A 15955-nucleotide genomic window follows, 5' to 3' on the forward strand; every position below is an offset into this window, starting at 1 on the left:
AGGATGCGAGCCACATTTCAGACCAGGAACGACGGAACCATCGCTCTCCAGCTTGATGACGAGGCTGCCCGCGCTGTATTCGCCAGTATCCTCTTCGCTTCCCGGTTTAGCGAGAACATCGCACCACTTGCGGCGGTTGCGGAGCAGGGACTGGAACTAGAGCGGGCTGCGCCGGTGACTTCGGGGAGATCCCTATGCCGATGACCTATGTCGAACACGATAAGAGACTGAAACTGCCCGGCATCTGTGAATTGCTGCCGCTGCGAGATATCCCCCGGCGCGACAACATATTCGTTAGAACGAACGGCGCTTTCGTTGCCGGCTATGAGCTTAAAGGTGTGCTCTCCTATTTCGCTACAGATGATGAGCGAAACGAGGCGAAAGACAGAATCGAGGCGCTGTTCCGTGTCGTTCCCGATGTCAGTATGCGAATTCAATTCCGGTACGAGATATCCGAGCACCTTGGCGATCTGCTCGAGCGCTATGTTACGCAACAGCGTGCCGAGCAGGCTGAAGTTATGGCGCTCGATGCGCATCGGCTTGAGATGTGGCGCGAAAAAGAGCGCGCAGGTTTCTATTTCGACAACCGGCTACACATCTACTTCATCTGGGACCCGCGCATTCACGCGAAGCTCTACCACCCGGCACAGAAGAGAGACTCGGCCGGCTCATTCACGCTGAGCCAGAAAAAGGCCATTCAGCGCAGCCGACAACAGCATGACAACTACGTGGCAGAGTTTGAGTCGATCCTGCGCGGCGTCGAAAGCGGTATGGAGGCGGCTTCACTGGGACCAAGACGGCTATCCCGTCAGGAACTGTTCGAAAATCTGAAGAATGCCCAGCACCCGACCAGGCGCGATGTCCGCCCGTACATCGCTGCGGAAGATTGGTTGCGCTACCGGAGCGCGCGCGAGCAAGCCGCTGAGGCAAGCATCCGGAGAGAGACCGAGACCTACCTCAACATCGACGGTTATCTCTATTCCGTTCTCACTTTGAAAGAGCTGCCGGATGCGACGCTCCCGGGCATGCTCCAAAAGTTCTCAACCCTCGGCTTCCCGCTGGTTATCAGCGGGCAGGTCGTGATCCCGAATCAGGTGAAGGTTCTCAAGGCCTACAAGAAACGGATGCAGAAGATGGTGGCCGCGCAGAAAGACGCCGAGGGCAATTTCAAGTTCAACGCGGAGGCCGAAGTTTCCCAGGCGCAGCTTCTTCAGGTTCAGCGAGATCTGATCTCAAGTTCATTAAAGACAGCGGCTGTATCCGTATCGATTGTCGTCCGCACATCGAGGCCGGAGATCACAACAGCCGATCGTGAGATCTGCGAGCGGGAACTTAACAACCGCGTGGAAGAGGCGCTTACAGCTTTCACGCAGATGAACGGCGCCAAAGCTCAACTCGAAACTCTGGCCAAACGACGCATTTTCATCGGTACGCTACCCGGCATGGGCGAGACCGACAAGCGCGAGCAGGACCTACTCACGCCAAATGCAGCGGATCTGGTTCCAATCGAAATGCCTTGGCGTGGTACGCGCCGGAGTCCGCTCATCCTCATCGAAACTCCATACCGTCAGCTGATCCCGTACTCCATGTTCGATCCGGATCTGCCGGATGCCAATGGAGTGCTCATGGCTAGCACGGGCGGGGGCAAGACCCTTCTGGCGCAACAACTACTGCTGATGGCCGCGCGCAGCGGCGCGCTGATTTCGATAATCGAAAGTGGAGACTCTTATCGGCCGCTCATCGAACTGATGGGCAGCAGGATGATCGAGGTGTCGCTCGATAGCGACGCAACGATAAACCCCTGGGACTTGCCCAAAGGAGAGTTCAGACCATCGAACGACCAGCTCTCCTACCTGAAGAATCTTACTCGGCACATGCTGGGTGAAAACACCCCCTCGGACTTCGATATTGACCTGCTGGACAGCGTCCTGCTCGAAGCGACGATCTCAACCTATAAGCGCTGCAGCGCCAAGGCCGCCAATCCGATTCCTGTCTATGGAGACTTTGTCGCCGAACTCGCTCACTGGCAGGACCGCGATCGCAATCAGCGAATCAACGAGATGGCCAGGATTGCTGCTGCCAAGCTCAGAGCGTGGGTAGACGATGGCCCTTATGCGCGTCTATTCGACAGGCCAACAACTGTCCCTCTCGACAGCACGTGGCTTTACTTCAACATCGAGAAGCTCAAGAGCGATCCGCGCCTCGAAGGCGCCATGAGTCTTCAGATAGCCCACGCAGCCATTCACCGCACCTCGGGCAAGAGCGGCCGGCCAAGCCTGAGCATGATGGACGAGTGCAAGATCATCCTCGACACACCCATTCTCGCGCAGCAGGTTGAACGTGACTTTCTCACTGCGCGCAAACGCTACGCAAGTGTCTGGGCTATCGGCCAGATCCCTGAACAATTCGTCGGCACCCATGAGAAGCCAAATCCGCACGGCCTCGGAATCATCAAGAGCGCTTCCACGAAGATCATCGGCAAACAGCATGGCTCAATGGCGGCGCACCGCGAGCATCTCAGTTTGAATGAAACCACCATCAATCAGATCAAGGCCTTCGCGCAGCCAAAGAAGGGACAAAGCGCCGAGTTCCTGATCGCCATCGGCGAAAAAGCGGAATCGACCCACGTCATTCGCATCGTCCCGACGCCTGTCGATTATTGGATCACGACCACGTATCCGCGAGAGCGAAGTTATCGCAAGTGGTGGCTAAGAACGCATGAGAACGCGCCCCTGTTGTCAGTGTATGAGGAGCTGGCAGCCCGCTATCCTCGCGGTCTTGCGGAGTTCGCGCCGCTTACGGAAGAACTTTCGGGTGAGGTGCTGGAGGCAGCCACAGTATGACAGACACAAGGAAACAGGAAACAACCGAACGGACTCAAGATCAGGCTGCGCACCGAGGTTGTGGGCGCTGGCGCGCTCACGCCGTTACGGCACTGTTGACGGTCACCGTTGTGCTCGCGCTCCCCACAAAGGCTCACGCCAGCATCTTCGGAGTCTTCGACGAAATCTTCGACACCATTCAGGACGACATGGGCTCCTCGTTGAAGTCCATCAACGAGATGACCCAGGAAATGCAGCAGCTCCGCCAGGAGGTTGTCTGGCCACTGGCGGTCGTAAACCAGGCGCGTGGCTTCGTCTCGAATTCCATTACCAGCTACCGCGGATACATGACCCAGGTCTTTCACTTCTCGTCCCCGAGTGCTACCCTCACGAATCCACAGCAACTCGAAACAATCCTTCAGAGCCGGTCTTCGGCCCAGACGTCCGCGCTGCAGACCAGCTTCACGACCAACTACGGTTCGATTCCGCAGGTCAACAATGCTTCACCGCAGGATCGGATCATGATGGACATCGATGACGCGCTGGGGCAGGAGAGCCTCAAGACGACATTGATCGCCGATCAAGGCCAGGACATGATTCTTCAGACCGCCGACCAGATGGAAAACCAGCTTGCGGTGAGCACGCCCGGCTCCAATCCCTATCTCACGGCGCAAGCCCAGGTGGCGAATCTCCGCTGCCAGGCATTCATGCAGAAGATGCTTGCCGCCGAATTACGCCAGGAGGCCGGGCGCATCGCTCACGACAATGCTCGCGTGAAGCGCCGAGCCGCGGCGGCAGGCAACCTCAACCAACTCATCTCGGGAGCGCTTAACAACCGGTAACGGAGGAGCAGAATGGCAGACCTCAAACGCATCACAGACAAGATCAGGAAACCGCTCTTCTGGCGCCGGAAGGTACGGGCGGCCGAAGAGTGTGCGAAACCGTCGCCAACGTTGTCTTCGCAACCCGGCCGCAAATGGTTTCGCGCCTGCACGGTCAAGGTGGCAGGCGCCGCACTCCTCGTCTCCCTCTTTCTTCCAGCAGCTGCCCATGGGCAGTTCGGTATCGATCTTGCGGCGATCATCGCGGCTCTGTCGAAGGTCGAATCGCTGATGAGCAAATTTGTCGCCGCTCCGCTCAAGGACATCAACCAGACGCAGCAGAGCATCACGAAGTATGAACAAGAGGTCATCTACCCGATTGCGGCGATCAATCAGGCTAAGAACTCGGTCAATCAGTTCGAGAACCAGTTCACTCAGATCCGCAGTCTGTTCCGCACGAATGTATCGAGCGCGACGCTGCCGCAATCGCAGAGTCTCGAATCGTTGCTTCTGTCCCGGAACGCGGGCAATGTACCGTCGGTGTCCTCGCAGTTTCAGAACGTCTACGGAGTGGTCATGGCACAGAACGCGGCTTCCCCCGAAGTGCGCAATATGACCGACATGACCGATGCGCAGGCCCAGGACGCCATGAAGCGTGCCATCGAAATCGATGCCCTGGCCGATGCCGAGTTGGCGGAAGCTGACCAGATGGGGCAGCAGATTGCCGCAGCTGCGCCCGGAAGCGCGCCGATCCTCGAGGCGGAAGCCGACGTCTGGGTAGTGCGCGCCAACGCCTACACGCAAGCGGCGCTCTCCGAATTGATGCGTACACGCGGCATTGACATCGCCAACCAGAGCAAGCTCGCAAAACTTGGGGCGGCAGACAATCAGAATAATAACGGTCTAATCAACGGGGCTTTGACGCAGCATTGATTCGCCATGACAGCTTTTCTTCATTCCGCGGCATCGTTGCTTGCTTTCTTCCAAAGCACGCAGCTGAACCTCTTTGAGCGGTTCCTGACACAGGCTGTCTCAGGCATCGACTCGATGAGCATCACCGCGGGCATGCAGAATGTTGCCTACGTTGTCCTGGTCATCGGATTTCTCTGGCAGGTCTACCAATCGGCTCTCCATGGCGGCGACGTGCGCGGCCTGGGGACCAATCTTATCAAGTACGTTGCAACGGCGGTGGTAGTGATGAACTACCATGCCGTGTTTACCACCATCAATCAGGGCTTTGTCAACGCGAGCAATTGGATCAACGACGCTTCCGGCGCCGGAAATCTCTTCGACAACTGGGCGAACGATCTCCAGACACAGTTCAACCAAGTCGGATTCCAGAAACTGTGGGGCCTGGTAACAGCCGATCTACCAGCATTGATCGATGCATTGCTGATCATCGTTGCCTATGTCCTCTATCCGCTTGTCGTTGCCATCTTCGGGTTCTTCTATATTCTCTACGGCAGCATCCTCTATATCTTTGGACCGATCGTCATCGCACTTCTGCCCCTCGGGGCCGTGAATCGGCTCGCAAAGTCCTACGCCGAGAACGTGTTCATTTGGAATGCCTGGGCCATCCTCTATGCAGGCTTCGGAGCGTTGCTGAACGCCATCCAAATGGGTCAAATCGGCCAGATGCTCAGTCAAAATGACTTTCTCGGAGCTCTCGGGAACCTCGAGGGATCTGTGCTCATAGGACTCGCCAGCATTATCTACTCGCTGGCTATCGCGGTGATTCCCTTCATTGCCAAGCGCATCGTCTCAGGTGAGGTCGGATCGAGCGCCGTTGCTTTAATGGGGGCCGCTGCAACTGCGTTGACGGCGGGTATTGCCGCTACGGAAGGGGCAGTTGCCGGCGTAACAGCAGGAAAAGCCAGCCTGCCGTCTGGAGGACTGGCCTCCGGGCAAGGAACCACCGCCTCTTCAACGATTGGCGCTTCGACCGTTCGGACACTCGCAGGCGCGCCGGGCAATCAGCCGGCACCACAGCAGAGGCTGTCCCCGACTGGGCAAAATGCGCCAGGCGCGCCGGCTGCAACAACGACGAATAGCTCGTCGGCGGTTCGTGGAAGTAGTGATGCATTCGCGCAGGACTCTTCTCCGAGCATGGCCGAAGAGCATGCAGAACGCATGAGAGTAGCAGCAGGAAAACCTCGAGCCCCCCAATCATCGCTGGGTACATCCGGTGTTGCGCAGCCTGCCGCAACTAGTGCTGCAACAACGGGACAGCCTGGCAGTCTGAAAGGGAGCACCACTCCGCGGCAAGGATCTGGGCGAGCGGCAGGCCGGGGTTCATCGAGTCAGCGCCCTTCTATCTTTCCCTACCGCCTATCGACGTGGGGCGCTTATCACATCGCGCGCCTTGCGACATCTAGCGCGGTCAAGGGCGGTTATCAGGCAAGCCGGGCAGTTAGCGGTGCTGCCGATGCGATTACTCATCCGATCGAAACCGCCGGTCGATTCGGCGCAGCGGCTGGGACCGCGTCAGGTGCAGTTGTCAACGCAACAGCCAGCATGGGAAAGACCGGCAGCTCCGTGGCCCATGCAGTTACCCACCCTGGTGAGATGGGCGGCACGATCCGGAGCGGCATTCAGAACGCCGGTGCGGCCGTAGTATCCGCAGCCAAGCACGCGGGTACCACCGCACGGGACGCCGCAACCAAGGTGGGCAGTGAGTTCTCCAGTTCCTACGAAAAGAAACGCGACGAGCAGAGATGATCTCTGATTCGAGATTCAGATGGAAGGAGCCAAAGATGGCCACGAGAAGCACTGTTGAAGACGTCCGCCCGGAGTACTACGAAGTGAACGGCACCGATATTGCGAGCCGCAACCGGTGGTGGGTCATCACCGTCCTGTCCCTTCTGAGCACGGTGATCGCCGTAGTGTTCGCGATCTGTGTCCGGATGAAACCGGAGACGGTGATCCGAATCGGTCCGCATGGAGAGACAACGGTCATCGGGAATGATGCTTCGCAGAATGTCGCTGCGACGGTAAAGCCGGGCAATGACGAGTTCCTGAACCAGACGTTCGTTCAGCGATTCCTCACAAACTACCTCAACTACACGCCTGCGAACGTCGATGAGCATTGGATGATCAGCCTCAACATGATGGAGAAGAATCTCCGCGGCATGACGAGGAAGGCACTTACCGATGCAAATGCCCGCGGCGAGATCGACAGCGATCAGATTCAATCGGTGTTCCATCTTCGGGAACTCGACAAAGTCTCCGGCCAATACCTTACCTATGTCGCATACGGCGTCAAAGACGTGCATCACGTCGTAAACGGCGCGGAAACTACGGATCACTTCGTCGGCGAGTACCAGATCCAGTTGGTCACCGATCAGCGCTCGAAGACGAATCCGGACGGACTCTGGATCTCGAGATACAACGAACGCCAGCTTGACGGAGAACGCAGAGATCAGATCCTCGCCGCACAGGACACGCCCAATTCCCAGCAGTAGAAAGGCGAATTCATGGATACAACCATCGCTAAACTGCCCGAGGTAAAGCCGGAGCACGTTTCGTCTGATACTCGAAAGAAGCGGAAATCAAAGCAATCGGCCGAGGGCACGCCACGCTTTTTTCTCAGCAAAGCCGGAGGACAAAATGGACGCCCGGAACTGGGTGAAGAAGCGGGAGATGAGAATCAGGCGTTAATCAAGGCATTCCAGCAATCAGGCGTGATCCATGTGCTCATGTCCTACCGCGTGGAAGCAGAAATACAGGGAGGTACCCCAACTCTTGTGAAGCGTCCGCTGCAGAAATAGCAGGGACAATAACGGTCAGCAACGGGATTCAAAGAGGAAACACGCCTGAACATCCGGTCGATGTCTGCCTCTCTTGAAACCTTGTCACTTGTGTGGCGAGGAATTCCGCTGACCAGCTTTGGCACCTGAAGCCTGGCTCAGTAAACACCCACCCAAAACGTGGGCGCCAGGCGTCTGGAGACATTGCTGGTCCAGCACAGTCTCTCAGCCTTCTGATGCGCCAGATGAGTGAGGAGATAACGATGACTACGCAAACGACTCAGCAAATTGCAGACGATTGGAAAGTGATTGTCGAACTTGAAATCGATGCAACTGGAGACGTCAAGCCGAAAGAAGTCAAACCTGGCCGTGAGGACAGGCTTGACGACAAACTACTCGGACGACTCTATCCGGGTATCCGAGTGGCGCGCGTCACGACGCCTGAATACCTGTCAGCGTATGAAGAAGCCGAAGTCGAGAAGCGCATGAAGAATTTCGACTACGAAGGCATCTTGTTCAAGTTGGCAGGGGTAAGCGGTTCGGCAAAGCAAACACGTTTCTACTTTGTCGACGCCGAACATCACGAGGCAATTGCGAAACGTTACCAGCGCTGGCCAGAGGCAATGGTGACGTACTTCTCCGTCCTGATCTCCGATTGCCGGGTCATCTTGGAGGAGGCCGATCTTCGCGTCGTGGTTGTCAAGGATCACGTTCTTGGAACAAACGACTGCCGCGGCTGGCTTCGTAAATCCCTCTATCGCAAAGCGCAGCTTCTCCCGACCTGGTTCACCCAGTTCCGGTTAGGCTACACGCTTGGCGACAAACTCCAGTTTAAGGGCGCGGTCAAGCCTTTCAGCGATCATGCTGCCGATCTGCTCGAAGTGGACATGATTCTTCCTGAGAGCGCCTGCAAACCTGAACTCAAGGAACCCGTACGGCTCCTACCCAAGCTGCGCACTTCGGGCCGTTTATTCAATGGTCCGGCAGTGCTCGGCTTTCGGCAGTGGTCGAAACAATCAGAGTTTTCCTCGAGCGCATCTCTCGTCGAGAACGCATCGCTCGAATCCTTCGAGACTGAAATCAAAGTCAGAGGGATCGAGAATATCCGATCCATCACCAAGGCATTCGACACCGGCGATTACAGCGGTCTGTTGAAGCTCCTTGGGAAATCCGAGAGCCCGAATCTGGACGTCAAAGTTGACGACACCAGTTTCGACCCGGACGCACTTGATCGGGAATCAGAGACTGAAATCGAAACCTGGGATCCGGTTGACGCAGTGCTGATGGCGGACAAGAGTGGAATCGCAATTCGAATCCCTCACGTCCTCAACCATCTCAATCGGAAATTCGCACGCAAGATCTACCGAATGCTGGTGAGCAGCGGATTCTTTCTGCCCTCGTTTGCGCTCGTAGATGACGGGATACTCATCGAGCATGAAGGCAAGATCTTTGCGGCTTCCGATTGGTTACCGCGAGATGGCGCCATCACCTCGCTGAGTGCGGATAGGAGTCTGTGTGTCCGCTACCCAGTGCGATCCGAACGCGATTTGCTTCCAGTTCGGCATCTCAGCGACAGCGAACTGATCCCACTGTTCAAACAGGCATTGGGATCGAACGACCTCCCGGACTATCTCGTCACCCATATCCTTGAGCGGCAGCTTCGAATGGATGGAGCGTACATCCTCCACTCGGAAACCGCGAAACGCAATGGAGGAGACTTCGACTTCGACACCGTCTGCGCCATTCCTTCCGACATGTTCCCGAAGTTCGTCGAGGGGCGGTTTGCAGCCGAATGTCAATTCGATGCCGGCGAGAAGAATACCGGAAAAAACAAGACCAAGAAGGCCCACGCACTCTGGTGGAATCTGGAACATATTGCAATGAATGCTCGCGGAAGCGGGAGGTACAGCATTGGTGCCATCACCAACCTCAAGACCTCCTGTATTGCCGCGGGACGGGTTCAGGAGTCCGAAGAACTCGCTGTTCAGCTGCAGAATGCTCTCGATGCGCTGAAGTGGGGCGTCAAGGTCGAAGAAGAGGTAGTGGACCGCATTCGTGGAGAGGTTGCCGATGCCCCCTGGCTGCAGTTGAAACAGGCGACGCGCGTAACCGATCTACCAATGTACCTCGAAATCGCGGGCACCGACAAAGTCGGCAGGCTGTACAACTACCTTCGCAAGGAACTAGGCAACGTCTTCGAAGAAAAGAGGAACATCGAGGACTTCCGCGGACTCTTTGAGGGGAACTTCTATACCGAACAGATGTTCACGGAATGCCAACTCGTCAACTCGATCTACGGAGATGTTGTGCACCAGATTCTTAACGAAGCACAACCATTCAAGGACACCCTTGAAGCCACGCAAGCGCAGTGGAATGAGCTGCGTCAGTGTGAGGACAAGAAGCTCCGGACTGAGGCATGGGAAGCACGAAACAAGGCCCAGGCCGCATTCTGGAAGAACGAAGAGTACTCTAGGAAGCGTTTCCGCGACCTTCACCTCTGGCTCCACTATTGGGCCCAGGGGAAGGTTGAGAATCGAAACGGCTGGGCTCAGGCGCTGAACACCGTCATCTCAAATGGCGAGGGCACTGGAGCTGTACTCTTTCACGCCTTTCCGCAGGAAATCGTTGATGCGTTTGCTCGACAAACGAACGGCCTAAGTGTGCCCGTGCGGATGCCGGAAACTGTCGACGGATACGTCCGATTTGACGACCAGCAGAGAGCCTATCTGGTCGAGCGTATCGAGAATGCGGATGGCTCAATTGGAGAGAAGTGGCTCTTCCTGTGGCAGTACACGGGACAGCGCACACTTGTATTCGAAGACACGCGTATTCCGCAATTTCTGGAAAGCGCCTAACCCCTGCGTCGGAGAAGCTGGCCAACTGCGCAGCTTCTCCGGGCAGCCTTCCACGCTCGGTGTGAAGGCAGAGGAGTTCGTTATGAAAGTTATCGCCACGATTGCGATCGGCGCCTTCTCTTTGGTTGCCGCTGCCCAGACCACGACCTTCCCCGAGACGCCCCACATTCACACGACGCTGAATCACTTCACTGTGATCGACCCAGGTGAACCAATCTCGATGTTCGCGATCGCCGATCACAGCAGCTTCGCGATTGAGCGTAGCGGAGACAAGCTCTTCGTTGAGCCTCTGCGGGAAAATGCAGCCACAAACCTCTTCATCTGGACGACAACGCGTCAATTGATCTACGAGATCGACCCCGCCGGCGATTTGTCGAAGATGGATATGCTCGTGCGGATTCCGCCGTCAGCGCATACCGCACAGCAGAGTGCGGTAACCGCCTCCCTTTCAGCTGAAAATCGCCGCCAACTATCGATGCAAGAGGAGGACGAGGCATTGATGCGCTCGGAGAATATCACTCTGGACGATCAAAAGCAGCACCCCGGCGAAATCGCCGTGCGCATTGAAGAGGTCCTACGTTCGAAAGACCAACTTGTTATTCGCTTCTCTCTCCGCAATCAATCGACCGATCCGTTCCGCGTGAACACGCCCGACGTGTTTCAGCCCCGCCCGACAGAAATCCCGATTTCGCTTCTGAGCCTCCGCGATCACCAACTCAACCAGCAAACTGCCTCCCGTTTCAAGGCAACGAAGGGATCCCCCATCGATGTGATCCAGGCTAAGGTGCTGATTCCGAACCTCGAACCGGGGCAAGCCACGACTGGCATTATCACCATCAGTGGCAGCGAGCAAAGTGCGCCGACGCTTTACGAGTTGGATTTCGGGAGTTTTCAAAATAACGCGCTGACAGCCGAGGTCGTATTGTGACGGCCAAAGGCCAAAGCTATGTAATCTTGGCGGATGTTCGGCGGGCACTCCATTTGCTCTACCGCGAAGACCCCGAGAGCAGCGCCAAGAGCAGCTTGCTGCGCCTTTTCGAAGATGACCTTACACCCATCGATACGCGTGGAAGGTGGAGACCCAGCAAGTTGCTCGTCATTCTGGCAGGAGTCGGCCTCACTGCTGCCGGTGTATTCGTCTACTTCAGTGTTACGAGATAAAGATGAGTCCCGAGTACCAATCCGGCCGGCCGTCTACGCCATCCGCTGACGATCTCACAGGCGCTGTCATCCTTCTGGGCTGCGCGATCTGTGCTGGGCTCTGGTATGTTGCGATGTCGCGGCTGCACATGACAAATGCGCAGTGCCTTGAAATCTTCTGTTACGCCATCATTTCGTTATTTGGACTGATGCTGGTGCTGAGCCATTTTATCGGCAGGAGAATGCGCAAGGAGTCCCATTGGCCCCATCCGCCTCTCTTTATTGCGGCGAGCAAGGACCAGAAAATCGTCGACGACGCGCGGCAAACGGGAGCCACTGTCCTCGGATACAACGTCCACGGGGAACCCTGGCTCTGGCCAGATGCTGTACGGACCCGGCATGGGATCATCGCCGGCGGAACCGGCGCGGGAAAGTCGACCTTCCTCAAAAACATCATCGTCCAGGACCTGCATCGCACCTACGGAGGCCGCCCGATGCCCATGATCGTCTTCGACGGCAAGGGTGACGAGGAGTTTCTCGAAGATCTGTTGCCGGAAATTACTGCGGCCGGCAGGATGCAGGACCTCCGGGTGATTAACCCGACAAGTCCTCAGAGGTCGGCCAAGTACAACCCCTTCGTCTCTCCAGAAGACCTTTATCAGGAGCATGTGAACTTCGTGTTTCAGAGCTTTGGCTTGGCCAAAGATTTCTTTGAGGGACATCAGGAAGCCTACCTCTACGATCTCGTGCGTATCCTCCATTACACCGGAAAGGTGTTCAACACCTTCGATGTTCTGGTTATGGCACTCGAAGAAGACGTCCTGACAGAACAAATCGAGATCGCCAGAAAACGGATCGCATCCACTCCCAATATCTCTGTTCAGGCGCGTCAAACCTTCGAGATGTCGGCAAAGATGCTTCTCCGGTCCTTCAAGGACAGGGACAGAATCGAGAAGATTCAGGGCCTTCTGAACGAGTTGGTCACATTTCTGGAGGACAACCTCTCCATAATTACCGGCTCCTATCAGGACAATCTCACAACGGACCAGGTTGTCGATGAAGGGCTGATTCTGTGGATTGCGCTCAATCTGAACAAGAACAAGCGGGCGTGCGAAGCGCTCGGAAAGATCCTTCTCAAGAACATCCAACTGACGATCGGCAAACGATACTCGCAGTCCCGCGCGCAGCGCGACCCCAACGAACCGTACCTGAGCGTCCTGTTCGATGAGATCGGCCCTTTCGTCTTTCCGGATTTTCCCCACGGTCTTCAGACCGCGCGCGGCGCCAGAGTCATGATGCTTTTCTCCACGCAGGCCGTTCCCCAATTCCAAAAACTGGGCCAAGCATTTGCTGACGAAGTGATCTCCGCGCCTGCAACAAAGATGATCATGCACGGCTCAGAAGAGAACACGGTACAGTGGTTCCTCAAGGCGTCGTCGCGCGTGGCGACCAAGCGGCGTACACTTTCGGTTCGCCGTACGGGCATCTTTGCCACAAAGTATATGGAGACCGGGATGGGCAGCGAGAGCGATGCACGCGAAACGCGCGCCCGGGAGGAGCACATCAAGAATCTTCCTGTCGGCCAGATGGAGATTCTAATGGCCGATCCGCGGGAAGGAACTTTACATTCTCATCTTCACGCACGCCGTCAACCGTCGTTCCACCTGACGGGCTTTGACCTCGACCTCTACCCGCGCATGAACAGCATTGTCGATCCGAATATCGGCGCCAATCTGGGCTTCAAAGAAGAAAGTGAAGCGCGCGCAAAGCGGAGATCGTCGGGAGTGTCGCTGTCCAGGCTGACGGGAGGTCGAGAATGAATTGGGCGCGTTCGACCCTGTTTGTGGTGCTGGCGGGATTCTGGCTACATGGGGCAGCCTTCGCGCAGACGCAACTAACTCCGCAGGCTGCGGGAGAATCGGCCAAGAGCCATCAGGGATTCTTCGATTATGCTCTCGGAAAAGTGAATCCCGGCCAAGTGGACTACGGCGGGCAAGTAACGGCGGAGCGCGCGGCCGTCGTCGCGAAAACTCTGGACAATCTTCTCTTCTGGTCGAACGCAATTGGGCTCTCTCTTTTCGCTTCGGTCGCAACCCTGTACATCCTCAGCCTCGGATCGAATGAGAAGAAGGAACTGATTGCGGCCTGTCTGATCACGGAACTCTGGAATGGGAGAGTCAGCGACCACGCCGAGATTGCGCGGCGGACAAAGGAATACAACCTTCTTGTCGAGAAACACAACGCCGCTCTAGCTCTGGCCGCCGACCAAGCTGCTGGGAAATCATCCTCAGAGAGCCGGGCCGACGTGCGAACGCAGCGAAAAGTCGAGCGCCTGATCGAGGGGCCAAGAGCTGCTGCCAGGACGGAGCAGATGATTCCCACACCCGCTGGCACACGAAAGTCGGCAGCGACTCACGATATGGCGAGTACTTCGGATCTCGAACAGCAGGCTCTTTTGCTCGAGCGGCGAATTGAAGCAATGCAGAATACGGAGCAGAATCTGAGGGAGCGTTTGAACCAAACGACGGCCCTGCTCGAACAGGAGCGGCAGCGAAATCGAACGCTCAAGGGAGCATAGACTACGGCATGCCGACATCCCCCTCTCCATTCCGTTCTCGCCTCGAATTCAAGAATGCCGAATCATGGCGAGCCTATATCGAAACAGATGTTCCGTCCCAGGACCGCGGGTACATCACGGCATTCGGGATGACAACGCTCTATCTGCAGTTCTATGCGGTACGCAACCTGGCCGTACCCTTGGAAGTGGATGTAGAACTGCATCGCCTCCAGGCGTTCGATGAGCCTGCGCGTACCCGGGCATTGGTGACGCTGAATAACAGGATCTTTGCCGACATGACGCGACTCATGATGCAGGCAGCGCCCGCCGAGCCCGCGGCGATCACAGCGGAGTCACCCAAGCTGGTGATGGAGAGGCTAATCCTTCGCCTCGAAAAAGAAAGCCCTGCTTTCGCGATCTGGCGTAGCTATAAGCGAGCGCGGCTGAGCGATTCGCATGTCCCGGAGTGGAGCGAATACGTGTGCACGCTAGTACCGCGCGAGGAAAACGAGGAGGCCGAATTCATCCTTCTCATGGGACAACTAGGTGAACTGCTGCGCCAGGTTCAGGAGCAAGACAAAACCGTCGATTCACTCCTGAAGATCAGGCTCTTCGCCATTGGGCGCGAGCGGGCCGGAGCGGAACGCAATCTTGCGGCCCGTCTCCTGGTGCAGGATTTGCTCGAGGCGATCGCACCGTGCGCGTGTGCATGATCGGTTTCGGGAGCAACTGGTGGGCTGGCCGTAGAGCCGGCCGCCAGCCAGCCTGGTTCAACTCGGCTGGAATCCGTCACGGAAGCCGAATCGATCACAACTGGATCTGGGCCGGGCAGGTTCGCTTCAACCGTTCGAGCGGCTTTCATCCCGAGTTCCCCCTCCGCGCCGTTGGCGCGACTTTTGTCTGTGGGATCCCGAAAATCTACGGAGGCAGAACCCACCTGCTGGTGAGGGAAAAGTGCCCGAACGCCGAACCCGACGAGTATCTGGTCACGGTCACAGACGGTATACAAGGCCAGGTTTTTTTCGACAACTCGGACTGGAGTTCGCCCGGCGTGCAACCCATCTCGATCAGCCGAAGGGGAACGCGGTTCGAAGCCATGCTCCTCATGCGGCCGGATGCCTGGATCAGGAGCGAGTTAGGAACCTGGCGGATGGTTCCACGCAGCCGCGCCTTGAGCCTGATAGAAGCCTCTGGCCAGGAGTGCGCATGAGATACTTCAAGGGCTTCATCGACATCTCGAACGAGCGAGATCTGCCCGTCTTGATTCATATCCGGAATGCGCGCGCGATCTCTTTCCGGCAGCTGAGGCTGCTTTTGCTCCTTGAAGGAATCGAGAAGACGCGCCGCAGCGCCGACTGGCGTGTCACTCGGCTGCAGCATCATGGCCTTGTCGAACGGATCGAAGAAGACGGTTTTCTCGGCGAGCCGTTCTTCGTGATCACTCCGAATGGGCTGCGGGTCCTCGAGTCGCGCGGGCATTCTCTCGTGTCCCTGCCCTCTTCTGCCGAACAGATCCTCCACCATTCCCAGGTGCCGCACGCAATCGAACTGGTGCGAATTCGTCTTGCGCTCGCGCAGCACGGCATCCTCCGGTCGTGGCTCAGCGAGTTGGAAGTGTCTTCCCGCAATACGGTTTTGCCCGCCGGGGAGTCGAAGGATTACGACGCAGTGGCCGAGATTGTTGTCGACGGGCAATTGCGTGCAGTGGGCATTGAATACGAGCGAACGCCGAAGGGCGCAACCCGGTATAGGGAGATTCGGCAGATGCTCGACCGCGACAAGACCGTCGATGTTGCGCTCTATCTGGCATCGGATCGCAATGTGCTGTACCTGCTGGCCGACGAAATGCGCACGGCGAAGAAGAGAGTGGGTATTGCACTGAGCGAATCCTTTCGACAGAATCCACTCGATGCGAACACGCTTTTGAGCGGCGAAGAATCCGAAGTTGTGCCGTTCAGAATGATTTTTGCCGTTCCCGCCGTTCGCAATTCGTAGAGCATCTTCGCTCCAGTGG

General features: G+C 56.9%; 15 protein-coding genes. All 15 read left to right on the forward strand.

The window, feature by feature from the left end; all coding sequences use genetic code 11:
* The first annotated feature begins 3 nt into the window (after window positions 1-3).
* The gene (locus tag OHL22_RS13280) at window positions 4-204 is read left to right on the forward strand and encodes a hypothetical protein (RefSeq protein WP_263338060.1); all 201 of its coding nucleotides are present in this window, start codon (window positions 4-6) and stop codon (window positions 202-204) included.
* Window positions 195-2843 (forward strand): TraG/VirB4 family ATPase, encoded by a 2649-nt coding sequence (locus OHL22_RS13285; RefSeq protein ID WP_263338061.1) that lies wholly within the window; start codon window positions 195-197, stop codon window positions 2841-2843. Before OHL22_RS13280 ends, OHL22_RS13285 begins: the two co-directional genes overlap by 10 nt.
* Window positions 2840-3664 (forward strand): hypothetical protein, encoded by an 825-nt coding sequence (locus tag OHL22_RS13290; RefSeq protein WP_263338062.1) that lies wholly within the window; start codon window positions 2840-2842, stop codon window positions 3662-3664. Before OHL22_RS13285 ends, OHL22_RS13290 begins: the two co-directional genes overlap by 4 nt.
* Window positions 3665-3676: 12 nt before the next feature.
* Window positions 3677-4576: a hypothetical protein gene (locus OHL22_RS13295; RefSeq protein ID WP_263338063.1), complete on the forward strand. Its 900-nt coding sequence runs from the start codon at window positions 3677-3679 to the stop codon at window positions 4574-4576.
* A gap of 6 nt (window positions 4577-4582) precedes the next feature.
* Window positions 4583-6361 (forward strand): hypothetical protein, encoded by a 1779-nt coding sequence (locus tag OHL22_RS13300; protein ID WP_263338067.1) that lies wholly within the window; start codon window positions 4583-4585, stop codon window positions 6359-6361.
* Window positions 6362-6396: 35 nt separating this feature from the next.
* On the forward strand, window positions 6397-7104 hold the full coding sequence (locus OHL22_RS13305; protein WP_263338069.1) for a VirB8/TrbF family protein: 708 nt from the start codon (window positions 6397-6399) through the stop codon (window positions 7102-7104).
* 12 nt (window positions 7105-7116) lie between these two features.
* Window positions 7117-7410 (forward strand): hypothetical protein, encoded by a 294-nt coding sequence (locus OHL22_RS13310; RefSeq protein WP_263338072.1) that lies wholly within the window; start codon window positions 7117-7119, stop codon window positions 7408-7410.
* A 242-nt stretch (window positions 7411-7652) separates the two neighbouring features.
* Complete coding sequence (locus tag OHL22_RS13315; RefSeq protein ID WP_263338074.1) at window positions 7653-10244, forward strand: hypothetical protein; 2592 nt, start codon at window positions 7653-7655, stop codon at window positions 10242-10244.
* An 82-nt stretch (window positions 10245-10326) separates the two neighbouring features.
* Window positions 10327-11172, forward strand: coding sequence for a TrbG/VirB9 family P-type conjugative transfer protein (locus OHL22_RS13320; RefSeq protein ID WP_263338077.1), 846 nt, complete (start codon window positions 10327-10329; stop codon window positions 11170-11172).
* Complete coding sequence (locus OHL22_RS13325) at window positions 11169-11405, forward strand: hypothetical protein (RefSeq protein ID WP_263338080.1); 237 nt, start codon at window positions 11169-11171, stop codon at window positions 11403-11405. The genes OHL22_RS13320 and OHL22_RS13325 overlap by 4 nt, the downstream gene beginning before the upstream one ends.
* A 2-nt stretch (window positions 11406-11407) precedes the next feature.
* Window positions 11408-13204, forward strand: a complete 1797-nt coding sequence (locus OHL22_RS13330; RefSeq protein ID WP_263338082.1) for a type IV secretory system conjugative DNA transfer family protein — start codon at window positions 11408-11410, stop codon at window positions 13202-13204.
* The gene (locus OHL22_RS13335; protein WP_263338084.1) at window positions 13201-13962 is read left to right on the forward strand and encodes a hypothetical protein; all 762 of its coding nucleotides are present in this window, start codon (window positions 13201-13203) and stop codon (window positions 13960-13962) included. Before OHL22_RS13330 ends, OHL22_RS13335 begins: the two co-directional genes overlap by 4 nt.
* A gap of 8 nt (window positions 13963-13970) precedes the next feature.
* Window positions 13971-14654, forward strand: a complete 684-nt coding sequence (locus tag OHL22_RS13340; RefSeq protein ID WP_263338086.1) for a hypothetical protein — start codon at window positions 13971-13973, stop codon at window positions 14652-14654.
* Complete coding sequence (locus OHL22_RS13345) at window positions 14651-15151, forward strand: hypothetical protein (protein ID WP_263338089.1); 501 nt, start codon at window positions 14651-14653, stop codon at window positions 15149-15151. Before OHL22_RS13340 ends, OHL22_RS13345 begins: the two co-directional genes overlap by 4 nt.
* The gene (locus OHL22_RS13350; protein ID WP_263338091.1) at window positions 15148-15936 is read left to right on the forward strand and encodes a replication-relaxation family protein; all 789 of its coding nucleotides are present in this window, start codon (window positions 15148-15150) and stop codon (window positions 15934-15936) included. The genes OHL22_RS13345 and OHL22_RS13350 overlap by 4 nt, the downstream gene beginning before the upstream one ends.
* Window positions 15937-15955: the final 19 nt, after the last annotated feature.

Source organism: Acidicapsa dinghuensis, assembly GCF_025685685.1.
Classification (GTDB): Bacteria; Acidobacteriota; Terriglobia; order Terriglobales; family Acidobacteriaceae; genus Acidicapsa; species Acidicapsa dinghuensis.

Coding starts and splice junctions, on each gene's coding strand:
- OHL22_RS13280 (WP_263338060.1), top strand. CDS start 4: ATGCGAGCCACATTTCAGACCAGGAACGACGGAACCATCGCTCTCCAG.
- OHL22_RS13285 (WP_263338061.1), top strand. CDS start 195: ATGCCGATGACCTATGTCGAACACGATAAGAGACTGAAACTGCCCGGC.
- OHL22_RS13290 (WP_263338062.1), top strand. CDS start 2,840: ATGACAGACACAAGGAAACAGGAAACAACCGAACGGACTCAAGATCAG.
- OHL22_RS13295 (WP_263338063.1), top strand. CDS start 3,677: ATGGCAGACCTCAAACGCATCACAGACAAGATCAGGAAACCGCTCTTC.
- OHL22_RS13300 (WP_263338067.1), top strand. CDS start 4,583: ATGACAGCTTTTCTTCATTCCGCGGCATCGTTGCTTGCTTTCTTCCAA.
- OHL22_RS13305 (WP_263338069.1), top strand. CDS start 6,397: ATGGCCACGAGAAGCACTGTTGAAGACGTCCGCCCGGAGTACTACGAA.
- OHL22_RS13310 (WP_263338072.1), top strand. CDS start 7,117: ATGGATACAACCATCGCTAAACTGCCCGAGGTAAAGCCGGAGCACGTT.
- OHL22_RS13315 (WP_263338074.1), top strand. CDS start 7,653: ATGACTACGCAAACGACTCAGCAAATTGCAGACGATTGGAAAGTGATT.
- OHL22_RS13320 (WP_263338077.1), top strand. CDS start 10,327: ATGAAAGTTATCGCCACGATTGCGATCGGCGCCTTCTCTTTGGTTGCC.
- OHL22_RS13330 (WP_263338082.1), top strand. CDS start 11,408: ATGAGTCCCGAGTACCAATCCGGCCGGCCGTCTACGCCATCCGCTGAC.
- OHL22_RS13335 (WP_263338084.1), top strand. CDS start 13,201: ATGAATTGGGCGCGTTCGACCCTGTTTGTGGTGCTGGCGGGATTCTGG.
- OHL22_RS13340 (WP_263338086.1), top strand. CDS start 13,971: ATGCCGACATCCCCCTCTCCATTCCGTTCTCGCCTCGAATTCAAGAAT.
- OHL22_RS13345 (WP_263338089.1), top strand. CDS start 14,651: ATGATCGGTTTCGGGAGCAACTGGTGGGCTGGCCGTAGAGCCGGCCGC.
- OHL22_RS13350 (WP_263338091.1), top strand. CDS start 15,148: ATGAGATACTTCAAGGGCTTCATCGACATCTCGAACGAGCGAGATCTG.